The organism is Streptoverticillium olivoreticuli subsp. olivoreticuli (assembly GCF_003391135.1).
Classification (GTDB): domain Bacteria; phylum Actinomycetota; class Actinomycetes; order Streptomycetales; family Streptomycetaceae; genus Streptomyces; species Streptomyces blastmyceticus.
This window is the reverse complement of sequence record NZ_CP031455.1, coordinates 1,587,575-1,604,392: the sequence shown is the minus strand read 5'-3', so window position 1 is coordinate 1,604,392 and position 16,818 is coordinate 1,587,575. Positions and strand designations below refer to the sequence as shown.

Below are 16,818 nucleotides of genomic sequence, written 5' to 3'. Positions count from 1 at the left end.
GGTGACCTCGTAGATTCTGCCGTGTGCGGCAAGCGGTTTCGAACCACCCGCCCCAACAGCCCGTGGTGTCACAGTGGCCGGAACTCCCCGTAACTCCCCGGCCCCGCACGCCGTTTCCCGGGGCAGATCAGTCCTCATGCAACGGGGCCGCCGAAGGCCGCACCCACCGGACCACCCCGTCCGGAGCACCGGCGATCCGGGCCGGGCCCGCCGCGGAACCCGCGAGGCCCGGGCACGGGGCCCTTCCCGGCCCCTTTCGACCGGCGGCCGTCTCTCGGCGCGGAATCGCGCTGTGACGGCGGGAGACGGCCGCCGCACCTTCGTGAGGCACATCGAAGCCGAGGCGAGGGAGCCCTGATGAGCCTGCTGCGCAAGATCCGTGAAACCGGACGGGTGGCGGAGGACGCGCCACCCCGGCCCGCCCCCGCCGCATCCGCCGCGGCCCGCCGCCTGGGCGGCTCGGTCCAGGTGCGCTGCGTCGACGCCGGATCGTGCAACGGCTGCGAGATCGAGATCGCGGCGGCCTTCGGGCCGGTCTACGACGCAGAGCGCTACGGAGCCCGCCTCGTCGCCTCGCCCCGGCACGCGGACCTCGCGCTCGTGACCGGACCGGTGACCCGCAACATGGCCGAACCGCTGCGGCGCACCGTCGCCGCGATGCCCCGCCCCCGGCTCGTCGTGGCGGTCGGCGACTGCGCCCTGAACTGCGGGGAGTTCGCAGGCGGCTACGGCGTCGAGGGCGCCGTGGCCGACGTGGTCCCCGTCGACCTCAAGGTCGAGGGCTGCCCGCCACGACCCGACCGGATCGTGGCGGCGCTCCGCGCCGTGACCGGCCGGTGACCGCGACCGCGCCCACCGGGGGCGCGGCCCAAAGCACGGGCGCCCCGGCGGCGGGCGGCGGCGCGCGAGCGAGGGACCGCGCATGAAGGGTGCCGAAACCGCGGCGGTTCTCGCGGTCGGGCTCGCCGGCGCGGGGGCGCTGTCCGGCGCGTTGCTGCCGAGACGGGCGCGCGTCATAGCCGTCGGGCTGTGCACGGCCGGACTGGGCGGCGCCGGGCTCACCGCAGGACTCATGGCCTCCGGCGGCGGCCGGTGGTCCGCCCACCTCCCCGGCCTGCTGCCGATGGCCGGTGTCTATCTGGCCGTCGACGCCCTGTCGGGGCTGTTCATGGCGGTGGCGGGCGCCGTGGTCCTCGCGGTCGCCGTCTACGGCATCGGCTACGCCGGGGGCGACCACGCGCGCGGAGTCGCCTCGCGCGGGGTCCAGGCCGCGCTGCCCCTGTTCGCCCTCACCCTCGTGCTCGTCCCCGCGGCCGCCTCCGTCTCGACGTTCCTCCTCCTGTGGGAGGCCATGGCCCTCACCTCGCTGCTGCTCGTCCTCGCCGACCAGCGGGACCGCGCCTCCGTCCGCGAGGCCGGGGTGTGGTACGCCGTCATGACCCACCTCGGACTCGTCCTGCTGCTGGCCGGCATGGCCCTCTTCGCCGCCTGCGCCGGGGGCGAGACGTTCACCGCGCTGCGCGCCGGGGCGAGCGGGATGTCACCTGCCGCCCGTGGCACGGTCTTCGTGCTGGTCGCCGCGGCCTTCGCGTCGAAGGCCGGGATGGTGCCCCTGCACCCCTGGCTGCCCAGGGCCCACCCCGAGGCCCCCAGCAACGTCTCCGCGCTGATGAGCGCCGCCATGGTCAACCTCGGCGCCTACGGAATCGTGCGCGTGGCCTTCGACCTGCTGGGCGGTGCCCCGCGCTGGGGCTGGCTGCTCGTCCTGGCGGCGGGCGCCCTCTCCGCCGTCTACGGCATCCTCCAGGCGGCCATGGCCTCGGACCTCAAGAGGCTGCTCGCCTACTCGACGTCCGAGAACCTGGGCCTCGTCCTCATCGGCGTCGGCGCGGCCGGGCTCTTCGCCTCCTCCGGCTATCCGGTGCCCGCCGCGCTCGCCCTCGCGGCCGCGCTCCTGCACGTCGCCAACCACGCCGTCTTCAAGGCCCTGCTGTTCTGCGCCGCGGGCTCCGTCGTCCGCGCCACGGGCCTGCGCGACCTCGACCGCATGGGCGGGCTGCGTGCCCGGATGCCCGCCACCGCGGGCTTCTTCACCGTCGCCGCCCTCGGCGCGATCGCCCTCCCGCCCGGCAACGGCTTCCTCAGCGAGTGGCTGCTCCTCCAGTCCCTGATCAACGGCCTGACGGTGCCCGGCATCTCCACCGCCATCGTGCTGCCGCTCGCCGTCGCGGTCATCGCCCTCTCCGCGGGACTGGCCGCCGCCGTCTTCGTCAAGGCCCTCGGCGTGGGCTTCTTCGCCAGGCCCCGCAGCGCCGAGGCCGCCGCCGCCACGGAGAGCCCGCCCGGCATGCTCATCGGCATGGGCCTGCTCGCCGTCGGCTGCACCGGGCTCGCGCTGGTCCCCGGCATGCTGGGCGACGGGCTGTCACGGGCCGTGGCCGTCGCCGGACTCGGGAGCGGGCCCACGCTGTCCGGCGACGGCTTCGAACTGCGCCTGGACCGGCTCGCCGCCTCCATGTCCCCCCTGTGGGTGGCCGCCGCGCTGACGGCCGGACTGCTCGCCGCGGCCGCCCTGATCCGGATCACGGCCCGCCGCGGCCGCCGCGCCAACGTCAAGCTGTGGGACTGCGGCGGAGGAGCCCCCACCGCCCGGATGTCCTACACCGCGACCTCGTTCGCCGAACCCCTCCAGCGGGTCTTCGACGACGTCCTCGCCCCCGAGCAGGACGTCAACGTCACCCCGCTGCGCGAGTCCGCCTATCTGGTGGAACGGGTGCGCTTCCAGAGCCGGATCCCCGACCGGATCGAGCACCGTGTCTACCGCCCCGTCCTCGCCGCCGTCACCGGCCTCGGCCAGAGCGCGCGCCGCCTGGCCACCGGCAGCGTGCACCTCTACCTCGGCTACGGGTTCTTCGGCCTCGTCGCCGTCCTGCTGGCCCTGGCGGTGGGCTGGTGAACGGGCTGGTGAGCGGCAGCACACGGCGGGGCACGCAGGGGGAGACGCAGGAGGAGACACCGTGAAAGCCATCGGCACGGCGGCAGTGACCGCCCAGGTCGTCCTCGTCGTCGCCGGGGCGCCGCTGCTCGCCGGCACGATGCGGCAGGTGCGGGCCCGGATGGAGGGCCGGGCCGGCCCCGGCGTCGTCCAGCCCTGGCGGGACCTGCGCAAGCTGCTCCGCAAGGAGGCCATCACCCCCATCGGCACCGGACCCGCCTTCCGCGTCGCCCCCCTCCTGCTCGTCGCGACCACCGCCGTCGTCGCCGCCCTCGTCCCCCTGGCCTCCACCGTCACCCCCGTCAGCGGCAGCGCCGACCTGATCCTGGTGGTGGCGCTGCTGGCCCTCGGCACGGTCGCCCTCGCCCTCGCGGGCCTGGACACCGGCACCGCCTTCGGCGGCATGGGCGCCTCCCGCGAGATGACCGTCGCCGCCCTTGTCGAACCGACCATCCTCCTCGCCGTGTTCGCCCTGTCGATACCGACCGGTTCCACCAACCTGTCCGCGATCGTCTCCGGCGGCATCCACGACCCGGTGCGGCTGGCCTCCCCCGCGGGGCTCCTGGCCACCGCCGCACTGGCCGTCGCCGTCCTCGCCGAGACCGGCCGGCTGCCCGTGGACAACCCCTCCACCCACCTGGAGCTGACGATGGTCCACGAAGCGATGGTCCTGGAGTACGCGGGCCCCGACCTCGCCCTGGTCGAACTCGGCGCCCAGATGAGGCTCGCCGTCCTCCTCGGACTGCTCGCCTCCCTGTCCGCGCCCTGGGGCATCGCGACCACCGCCTCACCGGCCGCCCTCGCCCTCGCCCTCGTCCTGCTCACCGCCAAGGTCGCCCTGCTCGGCTCCGCCCTCGCGGCCGCCGAGGTGTTCTGGGCCAAACTGCGGCTCTTCCGCGTCCCCGAGCTGCTCGCCGGATCCTTCCTGCTGGCCCTGCTCGCGGTCACCGCCTCGTACTTCCTCACAGGAGAGTGAGTGAGGGACACATGAACGACAGCGTCTACACCCAGCTGCTCGACCTGGCGTGCGGCGCGTTCCTGCTCGCGGCCGTCGTGGTCCTGTGGCTGCGCCAACTGTCCTCGATCGTCCAGGTCTTCGCCCTCCAGGGCGTGGCCCTGGCCGCCGTCGCCGGCCTGCTGGGCGTGCACGAGGGCCGCTGGGACCTCCTCGCCGTCGCCGTCGGCATCGGCCTGCTCCGTGCCGGCGCCCTGCCCCACCTCATCCGCCGCGCCCTCGCCGCCGGCACCCCGCCCCCCACCCGCCACTACGAGGAGGACGTCAGCGAGGCCCGCGAGACCCAGCCCCTGGTCAACGTCGCGGCCTCGCTGCTCAGCGCCGCCCTCCTCACCCTCCTCGCCTACGCCGTCGCCCGGCCCCTCGTCGAACTCGACCCCACCCCCGCGACGAGCGCCCTGCCGGTCGGCCTCGCCGTCGTCCTGATCGGCTTCTTCACCCTGGTCACCCGGCGCCGCGCCCTGGCGCAGGTGGTCGGCTTCCTGCTCCTGGACAACGGCATCACCGCGACGGCCTTCCTGGCCGCGTCCGGAGTGCCGCTGATCGTCGAACTCGGCGTCTCCTTCGACGTCCTGCTCGCCGTTCTCGTCCTGCAGATCCTCACCACCCGGATGCGGGCCGCCTTCGGCGGCACCGGCATCGACGACCTGCGGGAGCTACGCGACTGATGACGCACGCCACCACCGCACTGCTGCTGACCGCCCCCATCGCGGTGCCCCTCGCCACCTCGGCCGCCCACGCCGCCACCGGGCTGCGCGGCGTACGGCCGTACCGCCGGGCCCACGCCCCCCGGCACTCCGCCGCCCTCGCGCACCGGCCGCCGCCCCCGCGGACACCGGCCGAACCCGCGCGGACCACCGGCTCCACCGCGGCCGCCGGGGGACCGGCCACGCTCACCGGCGGACCCCCGGCCGCACCCCCCGGGCCACCGCCGTTCGCCACCGACGGACCGCCCGCCGCACCGCCGTTCGCCACCGGGACCGACACCGCGGCCCGGCCGCTCGGCACCTGGCTCGGCCTGGTGTCCCCGGCCACCATCCTCTTCTGCGGGGCCGCCCTCGCCGCCACCGTCCCGGACCGCGGACCGGTGACGGCGTACGGGCGGCTGCTGCGCGCCGACGCCCTCACCGTGTGGCTGCTGCTCGCCGTCGGCGCGGTGGCCGCCCTCGCCTGCGCCGCGAACCCCTCTCACCTCGCCCACGAGCGGGCCGACGCGGGTGCCGCCCGCCGCTACAACCTGCTCGTCCACGCCTTCCTCGCGGCCATGAGCGCGGCCGTCCTGGCCGCCAACCTCGGCGTCCTGTGGATCGCCATCGAGGCCACCACCATCGTCACCGCCTTCCTCGTCGGCCACCGCCGCACCCGGGCCTCCGTCGAGGCCGCCTGGAAGTACGTGGTGATCTGTTCCGCCGGGATCGCCCTCGCCTTCCTCGGCACCGTCCTGATCTACTACGCCGCCCGGCAGGCGGGCATCTCCGAGGCCTCCGCCCTGGACTGGCCCACCCTCGCCGCGCACGCCGACCGGCTCGACCCGGCCGTCACCCGGCTCGCCATGAGCCTCATCGTCCTCGGCTTCGGCGCCAAGGCGGGCCTCGCCCCCCTGCACGCCTGGCTGCCCGACGCCCACAGCCAGGCACCCGCGCCGGTGTCCGCGCTGATGTCCGGCGTCCTGCTCTCCGTCGCCTTCGCCGGGCTGCTGCGCTACAAGGTCATCGCGGACGCGGCCCTCGGCACCGGCTACACCCGCACCCTGCTCGCCGGAGCGGCCCTGCTCACCCTGGCCCTGGCCGCCGTCCTGCTGCTCGCCCAGCGCGACTACAAGCGGATGCTGGCCTATTCGAGCATGGAACACATGAGCCTGATCGCTCTGGGCACCGCCATCGGCACCCCGCTCGCCGTCTCCGCCGCCCTGCTGCACATCGCGGGCCACGGGCTGGCGAAGACCGTCGCGTTCTGCGCTTCGGGCCACATCCTGCGGATCCGCCGCACCGCCCGCATCGGGCGGGTGCGCGGGCTGCTGGCCGAGGCCCCCGCCCTCGGCACCACCTTCGGGCTGGCCGTGGTCGCCCTGCTCGGCCTGCCGCCGTTCAGCCTCTTCGCCTCCGAACTCGGCCTCGCCCGCGCCGGATTCACCGCCGGACACGGCAAGGTCGTCGCCGTCGCGCTGGTCCTCACCCTCGTCTCCTTCGCCGCGCTCGTCACCCGCACCGCCCGCATGGTCCTCGGTCCGCCGCCCGAACCGGAGGCCGTCGCCGACGGGCCCGTCCGGCTCGGGGCGGCCGCCGCGGCCCCCCTGGTCGCCGGGCTCGTCGCGGCCGCGGCCCTGGGGGTGGCCACCGGCCCCCTCACCCGGCTGCTCTCCGCGGCCGGCGAGATCATCGGAAGGCACTGACCCATGCCCCGGACCGTGACCGACATCGGCCCCGACGAACTGCCCGAGCGCGCCGCGGACCTGCTCGTCGACGGCCACCGCCTCGCGCTGGTCGCGGCCCACCACGACGGCCCGTCCGCCCCCGGCGGCCCCGCCGTCCGCGTCGTCTACCTCTTCGCCTCCGGCCCGCCCGACACCCGCACCGAACTGCACGTACGCCTCGACCCGAAGGCCCCGGAACTGCCCACCCTGGCCCATCTGTCCTTCCCCGCCGGGCGGTTCGAGCGGGAGATGCGCGACCTGCACGGCATCGTGCCCCTCGACCACCCCCTGCCCCACCGCCTCGTCCGCCACTTCCACTGGCCCCGCGGCTGGTACCCGATGCACCCCGACGCGGGCCCCCCGCCGCCCTTCGCCGAGCAGGAGGGCCCGTACCCCTTCCTGGAGGTCGAGGGCGAAGGGGTCTACGAGATCCCCGTCGGGCCGGTGCACGCCGGGCTCATCGAACCCGGGCACTTCCGCTTCTCCGTCGTCGGCGAGACCATCATCAAGCTCAAGGCCCGCCTGTGGTTCGTCCACAAGGGCATCGAGAAGCTCATGGAGGGCCGCACCCCCGACCGCGGACTGCCGCTCGCGGAGCGCGTCAGCGGCGACACCGCCGTCGGCCACGCCCTCGCCTACTGCCTGGCCGTCGAGGAGGCCACCGGCACCCGGGTGCCTGAGGACGCCCGGCGCGCCCGCGCGCTGCTCCTCGAACTGGAACGCCTCCACAACCACGTCGCCGACCTCGGCGCCCTGTGCAACGACGTCGGCCACGGCATCCTCAACGCCCGCGCCCAGCACGTCCGCGAACAGCTGCTGCGCCTGAACCAGGAGGTCACCGGCCACCGGCTGCTGCGCGGCGCCGTCGTCCCGGGCGGCGCGGCCCTCTGCTCGGTGCCAGGCACGGCGCGGATGCGGGTGCTCGGCCGGGAGATCGGTGACCTCGTCACCCTCGCGCTCGGGCACACCACCGTCCGCGACCGCTTCACCGGCACCGCCCGGCTCGACGTGGCCGCCGCCCGCGACCTGGGCTGCCTCGGCTATGTCGCGCGGGCCAGCGGACTGTCCGCCGACGCCAGGACCCGCCACCCGTTCCACGACTACGGGCCGGCGCTCACCGTGCCCGTCCACACCACCGGGGACGTCCTGGCCCGCTTTCTCGTGCGGGCCGAGGAGATCGACTCCTCCCTCGCCCTCGTCGAGGAACTCAACGAGCGGCTCATCACCGGCCGCTGGGTGGCGAACCTCGCGCCCGGCAGGCCCGGAGCCACCGCCGCGGGCACCGGCATCGTCGAGGGCTGGCGCGGCACGATCACGACGCGCGTCGAGCTGCGCGGCCGGGACCACACGCTGACCCGGGTGAAGACGGCCGACCCGTCCTTCTTCAACTGGCCGGCGCTGCCGGTCGCGCTGGCCGACACGATCGTCCCGGACTTCCCGCTGACCAACAAGAGCTTCAACCTGTCCTACGCGGGCAACGACCTGTGAGGCCCGGAGAGGGGGATCAGGCTCCCTCGTCACCGGGGTCGATGTCGTGCTCACGGGCCATCCGCAGCGCGTCCTCCAACTCCCCCTCCGCCACGGCGGTCCCATAGGCATCGGCCGCCGCCCGCGCTGCCACCAGCGCGGCGCGGGCTTCGCGGACCCGCTGCCGCATCGCTTCGGCGAACACGCTCACGGCGCCCCCAAGGGGAACGGTGGGAAGGATTCCTCAAGTCTAGGCTCAATCCACGGCTTTGCCCCTGCCCCTTCTCGGCTGTCCCGGTGCGCGGCGCTCCCGGCGGCGGCTACCGGCGGTTCAGCAGGCCCTTGAGCGCCGCACCCGTGGTCCTCTTCCCGGCGGGCATCCGGAGCGAATCGGTCAGCGAGGGGCTGCGCAGCAGGTCGCCGGGGGTGACGAAGTTCGGCTCGGCCTCCATGGCCCTGATCTTCTCCAGGGCCCGCGCGGGCGGGAGGGGCGCGCCGGAGCCGTCCTGACCGTCGGCGCCCTGACCGTCGGCGCGGTGCAGGGCGGTGCCGAAGGCGACCATGGACGACAGCAGTTCCTCGTCGCTCGGATCGGACGGACCGGCCGGGACGGGGACGTGCCGCGCCAGGAGATCGGCCTTGCCGAGGGCCGTGGCGTAGGCGGAGACCAGCGGGGCGAGCGCGGCCTCGGCGTCCGCCGGGGCCGGCCGTCCGGCCGCGGCCCCGGTGGGCAGCGGCAGGCGCGGGACGGCCGGGTGGGCGCGGGCCCAGCCCAGGAGGGTGCCGTCGGGGTGCGTGTCGTCGTCGGCCGTCCTCAGGACGTAGGGGGCGCGGGGCCGGGCCTCGTGGTGGCAGCGGTAGACGAACTCGGAGCAGATCATGGGCTGCCGGCCGCGTTCGGCCATCGCGTTCACCGCTGCCGCCGCCTGGTCCAGGACGGTCCGCACGAGCCGGCGGCCCCCCAGCGGCAGCGGAATGTGGCGGGTGACGCACAGGACGGCCAGCAGCACGATCTGCTGGTGCGCGTAAGAGGTGTGACCCGCCAGATAGCGGCGCGCGACGTCGAGGACGGGGGCCGTGTCCGCCGGAGCGGTCAGGGTTCGGCAGACCGTCAGGTCGTGGCCGTCCATGGCCTGGGCGAACGTGACGGTGCGCAGCCCCTCGCCGACGACCTCGGCCAGCGCGTCCTCGCCGACGGCGAGCGCGGCGTGGCTGACCTCGGAGTCGTCCATGAGGCAGATCGCGCGGGAGACGGACTCGGTCCCACGGGTCAGGACGACGTCCCCGGGCTTGATCTGTTCCGGAAGAGGCATGCGGCGTTCCCGTCTGGAGGGGAGGGGCGGGCCCCTGTCATGCCCCCTGGACGGGTACGGCAAGCGAGCGGTCGCAGACAATGCACCGGATAGGGGAACGCCCCCGAGCGCGGGGGCCGCTCCACGACGTCGGCGACCCCTGCCGGGGGGTGCGCCTCGACGACCGCCGGGCGGCCGGCCGGCGATCAGGCCGCGCCCTCGGCCGTCCACCCCGGGACCTGGAAGCGGGGCGTGAGGTCCGCGCTCGCGACCTCCTCGCCGCAGCAGCGGCAGACGACGACGGAGTCGAGGTCGGCACCGCAGGTGTGCTCCAGGACGGTCGGCGGCACGTCCGCGAGGTGGCGGTCGCCCCAGCGCATCAGCATCAGGAGCACGGGGCGCAGATCCTGCCCGGCGGGGGTGGGGCAGTACTCGAAGCGGGCGGGGCGCTCGTGGTAGGGAACCTTCTCCAGGACCCCCGCCTCCACCAGGCGGCGCAGCCGCGCGGCGAGGATGTCACGAGGGGCTCCGGTGTTGCGGGCGATCGCGTCGAAGCGCCGGACGCCGAAGAAGACCTCGCGCAGCACCAGCAGGGAGTACTTCTCGCCGACCACGCCGAGTGCGTCGGCGATCGAACATGGGCGCGCTGTCGTCATGCCCCTCATCGTAAAGCAGCCGGATTTGCTTCCCCAACCCTGCGTGGAACACGGCCGATCCGGCCTCTGCCACCGCTCTCAGGGGCGGGCGGCGGCGATGAGCTGGCGCAGGGCGCCGTGGAAGACCTCGTGATCGGTCATGGCGGGCAGGATGACGCTCATGTGGCCGGTCAGGACCGGGAATTGCTCCGGGTTGAGCGCGGCCAGGGCGGTGCGCGTGGTGGTGACGGTGGCCTTGGGGTCCCGGTGGTCGACGAAGGCCGCGCTGCCGAGCGTGAGCAGATACATCCGCCGGTAGGCGTGGAACGCCTGCTCCGGGGTCATTCCGGCGGCGATGCTGTCGGCGAGCGTGGGCTCGACCAGCCGGGCGAGCAGCTGGGGCCCGAGCCAGGGCCGGGAGCCGCGCAGCGCGACCAGCCCGGGGTGGGCGGTCAGCAGCGCGTAGAGCGCGGTGAAGCGCGCCTCGGTGGCCTCGGCCCACGGTGTGCCCGGGGGGATGTCCGGCAGCCCGGCGGCGAGGTGGTCGGTGCACAGGTCGAGCAGCCCGCCCAGATCCGTGCAGCGGCGGTGGACGGTCGCGTGGGAGACGCCCAGCCGGTCGGCGACCGAACGGAAGCTCAGGGCCGCGGGGCCTTCCTCGTCGATGACCGCGAGGGCGGTGCGGGCGATGCGGTCGGGGGTGGCCAGGCTCAGGGAAAGGGAACGTCTCGGCATGTGTGACACTGTAACGTACGCTGTAACACAGCGATCGGCCCGATGGCCGCCACGCGATTGAAGGGGGACCTTCCCGTGCACCGCCTCACCTACGACGACATCCGGCAGGCGACCAAGCGGGCCACCGGACACGTCCGGCCCGTCACCCTCGCCCCGGCGGACCCGGCCGGGGCGTACGAGCTGTGGTCGGCCATGGAGTTCATGCAGCACACCGGGTCCTTCAAGGCGCGCGGCGCGCACAACTTCCTCGCCGCCCACCGCGAGGCCGGCACCCTGCCCGCCACGGGCGTCACCATCGCCTCCGGCGGCAACGCCGGGCTGGCCTGCGCCTGGGCCGCCCGGCGGCAGGGCGTCCGGGCGACGGTCTTCCTCCCCGCCACCGCCCCGCACGTCAAGGTCGCCAGGCTCCGCGGCTACGGCGCGGACGTCCGGCTCGTCGGCACCGAATACGCCGAAGCCCTGGCCGCCTGCGAGGAGTTCGCGGCCGCCACGGGGGCCCTCGCGAGCCACGCCTACGACCATCCGCTGATCGCCGCCGGGGCCGGCACCCTGCTGGAGGAGATCGTGGAGCGGGTGCCCGGCCTCGACACCGTCGTCGTCGCGGTGGGCGGCGGCGGGCTGTTCGCCGGGGTCGCCACGGCCGCCCGGCACCACGGGGTGCGGACCGTCGCCGTCGAGCCCGAGAACTGCCGCGCCCTGCACGCCGCCCTGGAGGCCGGGCGGGTCACCGAAGTGCCGGTCGACTCCGTCGCCGCGGACGCCCTCGGCGCCCGGCGCGTCTCCGGGACGGCACTCGCCGCCGCGCAGGACGACGGCGTCACCTCGGTCCTGGTGCCGGACGCCGCGATCGTCGCCGCGCGCCGGTCCCTGTGGGACGACCGCCGCCTCGCGGTCGAACACGCGGCGGCGACGGCGCTCGCGGCGCTCTCGGGCCCCGCGCCCGCCTACGCACCGGCCGGGGGGGAGAAGGTCGCGGTGGTGCTCTGCGGGGCGAACACGGACCCCGGCGACCTGGTGGACCCCCGGTAGACGGGTTCCGGGCGACCTTGCGCTGAGCGAGCGTCAGAGCTGCTGCGCCCGCTCGTGGACCGCGCGAGCCGCCGCACCCAGCACGGGGCCGAACATGGCGGTGCTGTGCTCCAGCGCGTCACCGTGGCTGTTGACCGAAACCAGCGTGCCCAGGCCCGACTTCGCGTCGAAGTCCGCCAGCCACGGGCCGCCGCTCGCCCCGCCCGTCATGTCGCAGGGCATCCGCAGCTCGTCATCCGGGGCGGCAGTGGCCGGGCCCGTACAGGAGAGCAACTGCTGGCCACGCTGCGGGCGCGTCGCCGGATAGCCGAACGCGGTCACCCGGCCGCCCGGCTCACGGTCGAAGGCCACCTGCTGACCGCCCACCGCATCCGTCAGCCGCCTGCCCTTGACCGGGTCGACGGTCAGCGCCGCGACGTCCGCGCGCGCGTCCTGCGCCCATGAGGCGGGGGTGACCGTGGCCCGTACGGGGAAGACGCCGTAGGGCGTCTGCGCGCTCTTCGAGTAGCCGGGCACGAAGACCAGGTCCATATGGGTGTTGGCGGGGGAGGCGCCGCGCCGTACGCAGTGACCGGCGGCCAGCACGACCGAGCGGTTGCCGCTCTTGACCGCCGTGGCCGTGCACCAGGTGTCGTCACCATTGGCGTTGACGAAGAAGAGGCGGCCGACCGTCTTCACCGGCGCGCCCTTCCACTCCTTGGTCAGCGGCCCGGTCTGCCCCAGGTCCACGTTCTCGCTGACTTGCCGCATCCGCGCGGTCGTCCAGTAGGCCAGCGCCTCCTGACGCTCCTTCACCGTGTACGTCACCTCGGCCGTGGCCGGTGCGGCCGCAGTCGCCGGGGACGGTGCCGCGCCCAGGGCGACGGCGGAGGCGAGGGCGACGGCGGACAGCCGCCCGAGCGGTTTCGAAGCGCGCATGGTTCTCCTCGGAATAAAGCGGAATGATCGGGTCTGTCGCGCTGGGAGACGGTCCGTCAGCCGATGGGGTTCCCCGGCGTACGGCACCGGGCCGGACGGGACGCGCGCCTGCCTGCCAACCGGCCGGGACAGCCTCTCGCTAACGGCCCCCGGCGGTGTCATCATCGGTGCCGTGGCACTGAGCTATCAGTCGATCACCCTGCGGGCCCTGCGGGACAAGGGCCCCGACTGGACCCTCCGGGACGGCGCGACCTGGTGCATGGTCACCCCACCGCGCCACGACCGCCGCCCGCAGGGCTGGAAGCTGCACCTGTCGGCGACGCCCGCATCCGCACCCCACGTCCTGGAACGCGCGGCTCCGGTCCTGGTGGCGCACGGATGCGCCTTCAAGTTCGCCGTCTCGCCCCGGGTCGCCGCCGAACTCACCTCCGTCCGCGCCTCCCGGGCGCAATCGGGCAAGTTCCTCACCGCCTACCCCGCCGACGACGACCAACTGCGCGTGCTCGCCGAGGAACTCCACCGTGCCACCCTCGGCCTCGCCGGACCCACGATCCTTTCGGACCGGCGCTACCGGCCGGACAGCCTCGTCCACTACCGCTTCGGCTGCTTCGCCCGGCCCCACGAGCTGGGCGACGAGGGCTTCTACGAAGGGCGGCTGCAGGCCCCCGACGGCACCTTCGTCACCGACACGCGCAACCCCTGGTTCGAACCACCGCCCTGGGCCGCATCACCCTTCGACCCGCCCGCGCCCGGACGCCCGCGCGGCGGCCCCGTCCTGCTCGTCGGCCGCTACCTCGTCAGGGAAGCCGTCCGGCACTCCAACCGCGGCGGTGTCTACCGCGCCCACGACCGGCGCACCGGTGAGGACGTCCTGCTCAAGGAGGCGCGCCCGCACATCGGCGCCGGCCTCGACGGCAAGGACGCGCGGGACTGGCTGAGATACGAGGCCACCGTCCTGGCCCGGCTCGCCCCGCACCGCGTCACCCCGGCCGTGCGCGAGGTGTTCGAGGCGGCCGGGCACGTCTTCCTCGTCGAGGACCTGATCGACGGCAAGAGCCTCCAGCAGTGGGCCGCGGAGCACGCGTGGCGCGACAGCGGCCGCCTGCCGGTGCCCACGGCATGGGAGCTCGCGCGCGAACTCACCCGCCTGATGGGCGAGGTGCACACAGCGGGCTTCGTCCTCCGCGACTTCAAACCGGGCAACGTCGTCATCGGACCCGACGGCACCCCCGTCCTGGTCGACCTGGAATGCGCGGTCCGCGCCGACGCCACCGCGTACGTCGCGGGCACCCACGGCTTCACCGCACCCGAATACCTCGACGGACCCGGCCGCGACAGCGACACCCCGCCGCCCGCGCCCGGCCCCGAAGCGGACTGCTACAGCCTGGGCGCCACCCTGCTCCACGCCACCACCGGCATCAGCCCCGTGCTCGCCCCCGACACACCACCCGGCCGCACCGCCGGCGACCGCCTCGCGGCCCTCGTCGACGCGGCCGCCCCCGCCTTCCCCGCACTCCGGGCGCTCGCCCCCCTCGTCCTCGGCCTCACCGCGGACGGCCCCTCCCGCTGGCCCCTGGAGAAGGCCGCGGCCTTCCTGCGCGCCGACCCCGTCGTACGGCCCGTGACCGCCGGACCCGCGCTGACGCCCCGTCGGACCGACCGGCTCATCGGCGACGGCCTCGCCCACCTGGCGGCCACCGTGGAACCCTCCGCCGAGTACCTCTGGCCAGGGCCGCGCGCCCTGCCGTACGGCGACCCCTGCAACGTCCAACTGGGCGCCGCCGGTGTGCTGGCCGTGCTCGACCGGGCCGTCCGCACCGGCGAGATGCCCGCCGAACCCCTGCTGCGCACCACGGCGCAGTGGCTCGACGAACGGCTCACCCTGCCCAGCCGGATCCTGCCCGGCCTCTACTTCGGCCGCTCCGGCGCCGTATGGGCCCTCCACGGCGCCGCCCGCACCCTGGGCGACACCCTCCTGGCCGAGCGCGCGCGGGAGTACGCCCTGCGGATCCCCCTCGACTGGCACAACCCGGACATCTGCCACGGCCTCGCGGGCGCGGGCCTGGCACAGCTGCACCTGTGGCACACGACCGGGGACCGGCGGTTCGCGGAACGCGCCTCGGAGTGCGCGGACGGGCTGCTCCGGCTGACCGCGCACGCGGACCGCGGGGTGGACTGGGCCGCAGGCCCCGAACACCGCACCGAACTCGCCGGTTCCGCGTTCTACGGCTTCGGACACGGCGTCGCCGGGAACGCCACCTTCCTGCTCGCCGCCGGCCGGGACCTGGCCCGCCCCGAACTCGTCGACATCGCGGCCGGCGGCGGCCACGCCCTGTGCGCCGTCGCCGAACGCCACGGAGACGCCGCGCACTGGCCCAAGGGACCGGGCCGCGCCGAGCGCACCGGTCTCGACTTCTGGTGCAACGGGACCTCGGGCGTGGGGACGTTCCTGGTCCGGCTGTGGCAGGCGACGGGGGAGGCGCGCTTCCGTACGTACGCCGAGCTCGCGGCCGTCGCGGCCCACCGCGACCGCTGGCGGGTCGGCCCCGGCACCTGCCACGGCGTCGCGGGCAACGCCGAGCTGCTGCTCGACCTCGCCGAGGCGACGGGGGAGGAGCGCTACCGCACCTGGGCGGAGGAGGCCGCGACCTGCCTGTATCCGAGGGCCGTGGAACGCGACGGCCGGCTGGTCGTCCCCGACGACACCCTGCGCGAGGTCTGCGCGAGCTACAACGTCGGGATGTCCGGCGTCCTCGACTTCCTCCTGCGCCTCAAGCACGGCGGCCCCCGGTCCTGGCTGGTCGACTGCGGCCACTGACGGACCGCTCCGCCGCGAGCGGAAAGAGCCCCGGAAGGAGGTGAGAGCCATGGAGAACGAGGTACTTCAGCTTCAGGAGCTGCCGGAGACGGACGAGCGCGAGCTGGAGCCGATGATGTGCTGCGACACCGACCACACCAGCGGCCAGTGCACGGATCCGCCGCGCTGTCGCCCGTCCTGACCGCGCCCACCGGTTCCGGGTGGCCGCGCGGCCACCCGGAGCCAACCGATCCGACAGAGGAGCAGAGGAGCAGAGGAGGAGCCGTGGCCGACGGCCACTGGGCGGCGGTGCTGCACGGGTCGACGGCCGCCGCGGCCCTCGACCTCGCCACCGCCCTCGCCGGACGGCCGCGCCCCGTGCCCCGCAGGGTGCGCCCCGACCTCGCCGCCGGCGGGCCCGGACTCGCCCTGGCGTACCACCAGTTGGACCGCTGCCTGCCGGGGCGGGGATGGGGCGCCATGGCCGACGGCTACCTCGCCGCGGCTGTCCGCGGCGCCGAGCGGGAGGGGCCGGCGTTCCCGGGGCTCCACGGCGGGCTCGGCGGCATCGCCTTCGCCGCCCGGTCGCTCACGCCGCCCGGAGCGGACCCGCTCCCCGAGGTGCACGACGCGGTGCTGAGGTCGACATCCTTACGGATCAAGGCACTTGGTGACGCACCCCACGGCGTGCCCGTCCGCGTCTTCGACCTGATCTCCGGACTCACCGGCACCGGAGCGTACCTCCTGTGCCGGCACCACGAACCGGCCTCCCGCGCCGCACTGCACGCCGTGCTCACCGGGCTGGTGGCGCTGAGCGGCGAGCGGGACGGCACCCCGCACTGTCTGACCCCCGCCGAGCACATCGGCGACGCCGCCACGCGAGCCCTGTTCCCGGGCGGAGTGCTCAACTTCGGTATGGCGCACGGAATCTCCGGGCCACTCGCCCTGCTGTCGTCCGCCGTCTCCGCCGCCGTCACCGTGCCCGGTCAGCGGGAGGCCGTCGAGCGACTCGCCGCCCGGCTGGCCTCCGGCCGGACCGATGACGAGTGGGGGCCGCACTGGCCGGGCCGGGTGGGGCCGGACGGACGCCCCGCCGCGGAGGGGCGTGCCCCGGCGACATGGTGCTACGGAGGCCCCGGCATCGCACGGGCGCTGTGGCTGGCGGGGACGGCGCTCCAGGACGCGCGGCTGTGCGACCTCGCCGTACGGGCCCTGAGGGCCGTGCACCGGCGCCTCGCGGCGCGGCCGGACGCCGAGTGCGCGGCGGGGCTGTGTCATGGGACGGCCGGGTTGCTCCAGGTCACCGTGCGCTTTGTGCAAGACACGGGGGACGCGGAGCTGCGCCGTGCGGCGGCGGGGCCGGCGGGGCGGCTTCTGGGGTGCCGGGCGGCGCTTCCGGCTGCCGGGCCGGGGTTTTTGGACGGTGCCGCCGGGGTGGTGCTCGCGCTGCTCGCGGCGGCGACGGATGTGGAGCCGGTCTGGGACCGGGCATTGCTGCTGGCGTAGCCCCGCCGGACACCTC

At 75.0% G+C, this 16,818-nt stretch carries 15 protein-coding genes; 10 read left to right on the top strand and 5 right to left on the bottom strand.

The window, feature by feature from the left end:
• Positions 1-357: 357 nt before the first annotated feature.
• The 6 genes from DXZ73_RS07035 to DXZ73_RS07010 all read left to right on the top strand — a co-directional run bounded on the left by DXZ73_RS07035 (position 358) and on the right by DXZ73_RS07010 (position 7,911).
• Entirely contained in the window at positions 358-840 is a 483-nt protein-coding gene (locus DXZ73_RS07035) for an NADH-quinone oxidoreductase subunit B family protein (RefSeq protein ID WP_116210150.1), read from the top strand.
• Positions 841-922: 82 nt separating this feature from the next.
• On the top strand, positions 923-2,956 hold the full coding sequence (locus DXZ73_RS07030; protein ID WP_116210149.1) for a proton-conducting transporter membrane subunit: 2,034 nt from the start codon (positions 923-925) through the stop codon (positions 2,954-2,956).
• Between the two features lie 61 nt (positions 2,957-3,017).
• Positions 3,018-3,971, top strand: a complete 954-nt coding sequence (locus DXZ73_RS07025; RefSeq protein WP_162890095.1) for a respiratory chain complex I subunit 1 family protein — start codon at positions 3,018-3,020, stop codon at positions 3,969-3,971.
• Between the two features lie 11 nt (positions 3,972-3,982).
• Positions 3,983-4,678, top strand: coding sequence for a hypothetical protein (locus DXZ73_RS07020; protein WP_116210148.1), 696 nt, complete (start codon positions 3,983-3,985; stop codon positions 4,676-4,678).
• The gene (locus DXZ73_RS07015; RefSeq protein WP_116210147.1) at positions 4,678-6,402 is read left to right on the top strand and encodes a proton-conducting transporter membrane subunit; all 1,725 of its coding nucleotides are present in this window, start codon (positions 4,678-4,680) and stop codon (positions 6,400-6,402) included. Before DXZ73_RS07020 ends, DXZ73_RS07015 begins: the two co-directional genes overlap by 1 nt.
• Positions 6,403-6,405: 3 nt before the next feature.
• Positions 6,406-7,911: an NADH-quinone oxidoreductase subunit C gene (locus DXZ73_RS07010; RefSeq protein WP_116210146.1), complete on the top strand. Its 1,506-nt coding sequence runs from the start codon at positions 6,406-6,408 to the stop codon at positions 7,909-7,911.
• Between the two features lie 16 nt (positions 7,912-7,927).
• Here the strand turns inward: DXZ73_RS07010 and DXZ73_RS37970 are convergent, their stop codons facing one another.
• From DXZ73_RS37970 to DXZ73_RS06995, 4 genes are all read right to left on the bottom strand, one after another.
• Positions 7,928-8,101: a hypothetical protein gene (locus DXZ73_RS37970; protein WP_162889876.1), complete on the bottom strand. Its 174-nt coding sequence runs from the start codon at positions 8,099-8,101 to the stop codon at positions 7,928-7,930.
• Positions 8,102-8,210: 109 nt separating this feature from the next.
• Positions 8,211-9,203, bottom strand: a complete 993-nt coding sequence (locus DXZ73_RS07005) for a hypothetical protein (RefSeq protein WP_116210145.1) — start codon at positions 9,201-9,203, stop codon at positions 8,211-8,213.
• Positions 9,204-9,388: 185 nt separating this feature from the next.
• Positions 9,389-9,838, bottom strand: a complete 450-nt coding sequence (locus tag DXZ73_RS07000; protein WP_116210144.1) for a winged helix-turn-helix transcriptional regulator — start codon at positions 9,836-9,838, stop codon at positions 9,389-9,391.
• Positions 9,839-9,916: 78 nt separating this feature from the next.
• Entirely contained in the window at positions 9,917-10,552 is a 636-nt protein-coding gene (locus tag DXZ73_RS06995; protein WP_116210143.1) for a TetR/AcrR family transcriptional regulator, read from the bottom strand.
• 75 nt (positions 10,553-10,627) lie between these two features.
• Between DXZ73_RS06995 and DXZ73_RS06990 the strand changes: the two genes are divergently transcribed.
• A complete protein-coding gene (locus DXZ73_RS06990) occupies positions 10,628-11,581 on the top strand; it encodes a serine/threonine dehydratase (RefSeq protein WP_116210142.1) in 954 nt (317 codons plus the stop codon).
• Between the two features lie 33 nt (positions 11,582-11,614).
• Here DXZ73_RS06990 and DXZ73_RS06985 read toward each other — a convergent pair whose 3' ends face one another.
• Complete coding sequence (locus tag DXZ73_RS06985) at positions 11,615-12,499, bottom strand: trypsin-like serine peptidase (RefSeq protein WP_116210141.1); 885 nt, start codon at positions 12,497-12,499, stop codon at positions 11,615-11,617.
• Between the two features lie 172 nt (positions 12,500-12,671).
• On the opposite strand from DXZ73_RS06985, the gene lanL reads away from it, so the two are divergent.
• The 3 genes from lanL (at position 12,672) to DXZ73_RS06975 (ending at position 16,802) form a co-directional block, all read left to right on the top strand.
• On the top strand, positions 12,672-15,317 hold the full coding sequence (lanL, locus tag DXZ73_RS06980; protein ID WP_240351246.1) for a class IV lanthionine synthetase LanL: 2,646 nt from the start codon (positions 12,672-12,674) through the stop codon (positions 15,315-15,317).
• 49 nt (positions 15,318-15,366) lie between these two features.
• Positions 15,367-15,498 (top strand): hypothetical protein, encoded by a 132-nt coding sequence (locus DXZ73_RS40040; protein WP_275898570.1) that lies wholly within the window; start codon positions 15,367-15,369, stop codon positions 15,496-15,498.
• Between the two features lie 83 nt (positions 15,499-15,581).
• Positions 15,582-16,802: a lanthionine synthetase C family protein gene (locus DXZ73_RS06975; protein WP_240351245.1), complete on the top strand. Its 1,221-nt coding sequence runs from the start codon at positions 15,582-15,584 to the stop codon at positions 16,800-16,802.
• The last annotated feature ends 16 nt before the right edge of the window (positions 16,803-16,818 follow it).

Coding starts and splice junctions, on each gene's coding strand:
- DXZ73_RS07035 (WP_116210150.1), top strand. CDS start 358: ATGAGCCTGCTGCGCAAGATCCGTGAAACCGGACGGGTGGCGGAGGAC.
- DXZ73_RS07030 (WP_116210149.1), top strand. CDS start 923: ATGAAGGGTGCCGAAACCGCGGCGGTTCTCGCGGTCGGGCTCGCCGGC.
- DXZ73_RS07020 (WP_116210148.1), top strand. CDS start 3,983: ATGAACGACAGCGTCTACACCCAGCTGCTCGACCTGGCGTGCGGCGCG.
- DXZ73_RS07015 (WP_116210147.1), top strand. CDS start 4,678: ATGACGCACGCCACCACCGCACTGCTGCTGACCGCCCCCATCGCGGTG.
- DXZ73_RS07010 (WP_116210146.1), top strand. CDS start 6,406: ATGCCCCGGACCGTGACCGACATCGGCCCCGACGAACTGCCCGAGCGC.
- DXZ73_RS07005 (WP_116210145.1), bottom strand. CDS start 9,203: ATGCCTCTTCCGGAACAGATCAAGCCCGGGGACGTCGTCCTGACCCGT.
- DXZ73_RS07000 (WP_116210144.1), bottom strand. CDS start 9,838: ATGACGACAGCGCGCCCATGTTCGATCGCCGACGCACTCGGCGTGGTC.
- DXZ73_RS06995 (WP_116210143.1), bottom strand. CDS start 10,552: ATGCCGAGACGTTCCCTTTCCCTGAGCCTGGCCACCCCCGACCGCATC.
- DXZ73_RS06985 (WP_116210141.1), bottom strand. CDS start 12,499: ATGCGCGCTTCGAAACCGCTCGGGCGGCTGTCCGCCGTCGCCCTCGCC.
- DXZ73_RS40040 (WP_275898570.1), top strand. CDS start 15,367: ATGGAGAACGAGGTACTTCAGCTTCAGGAGCTGCCGGAGACGGACGAG.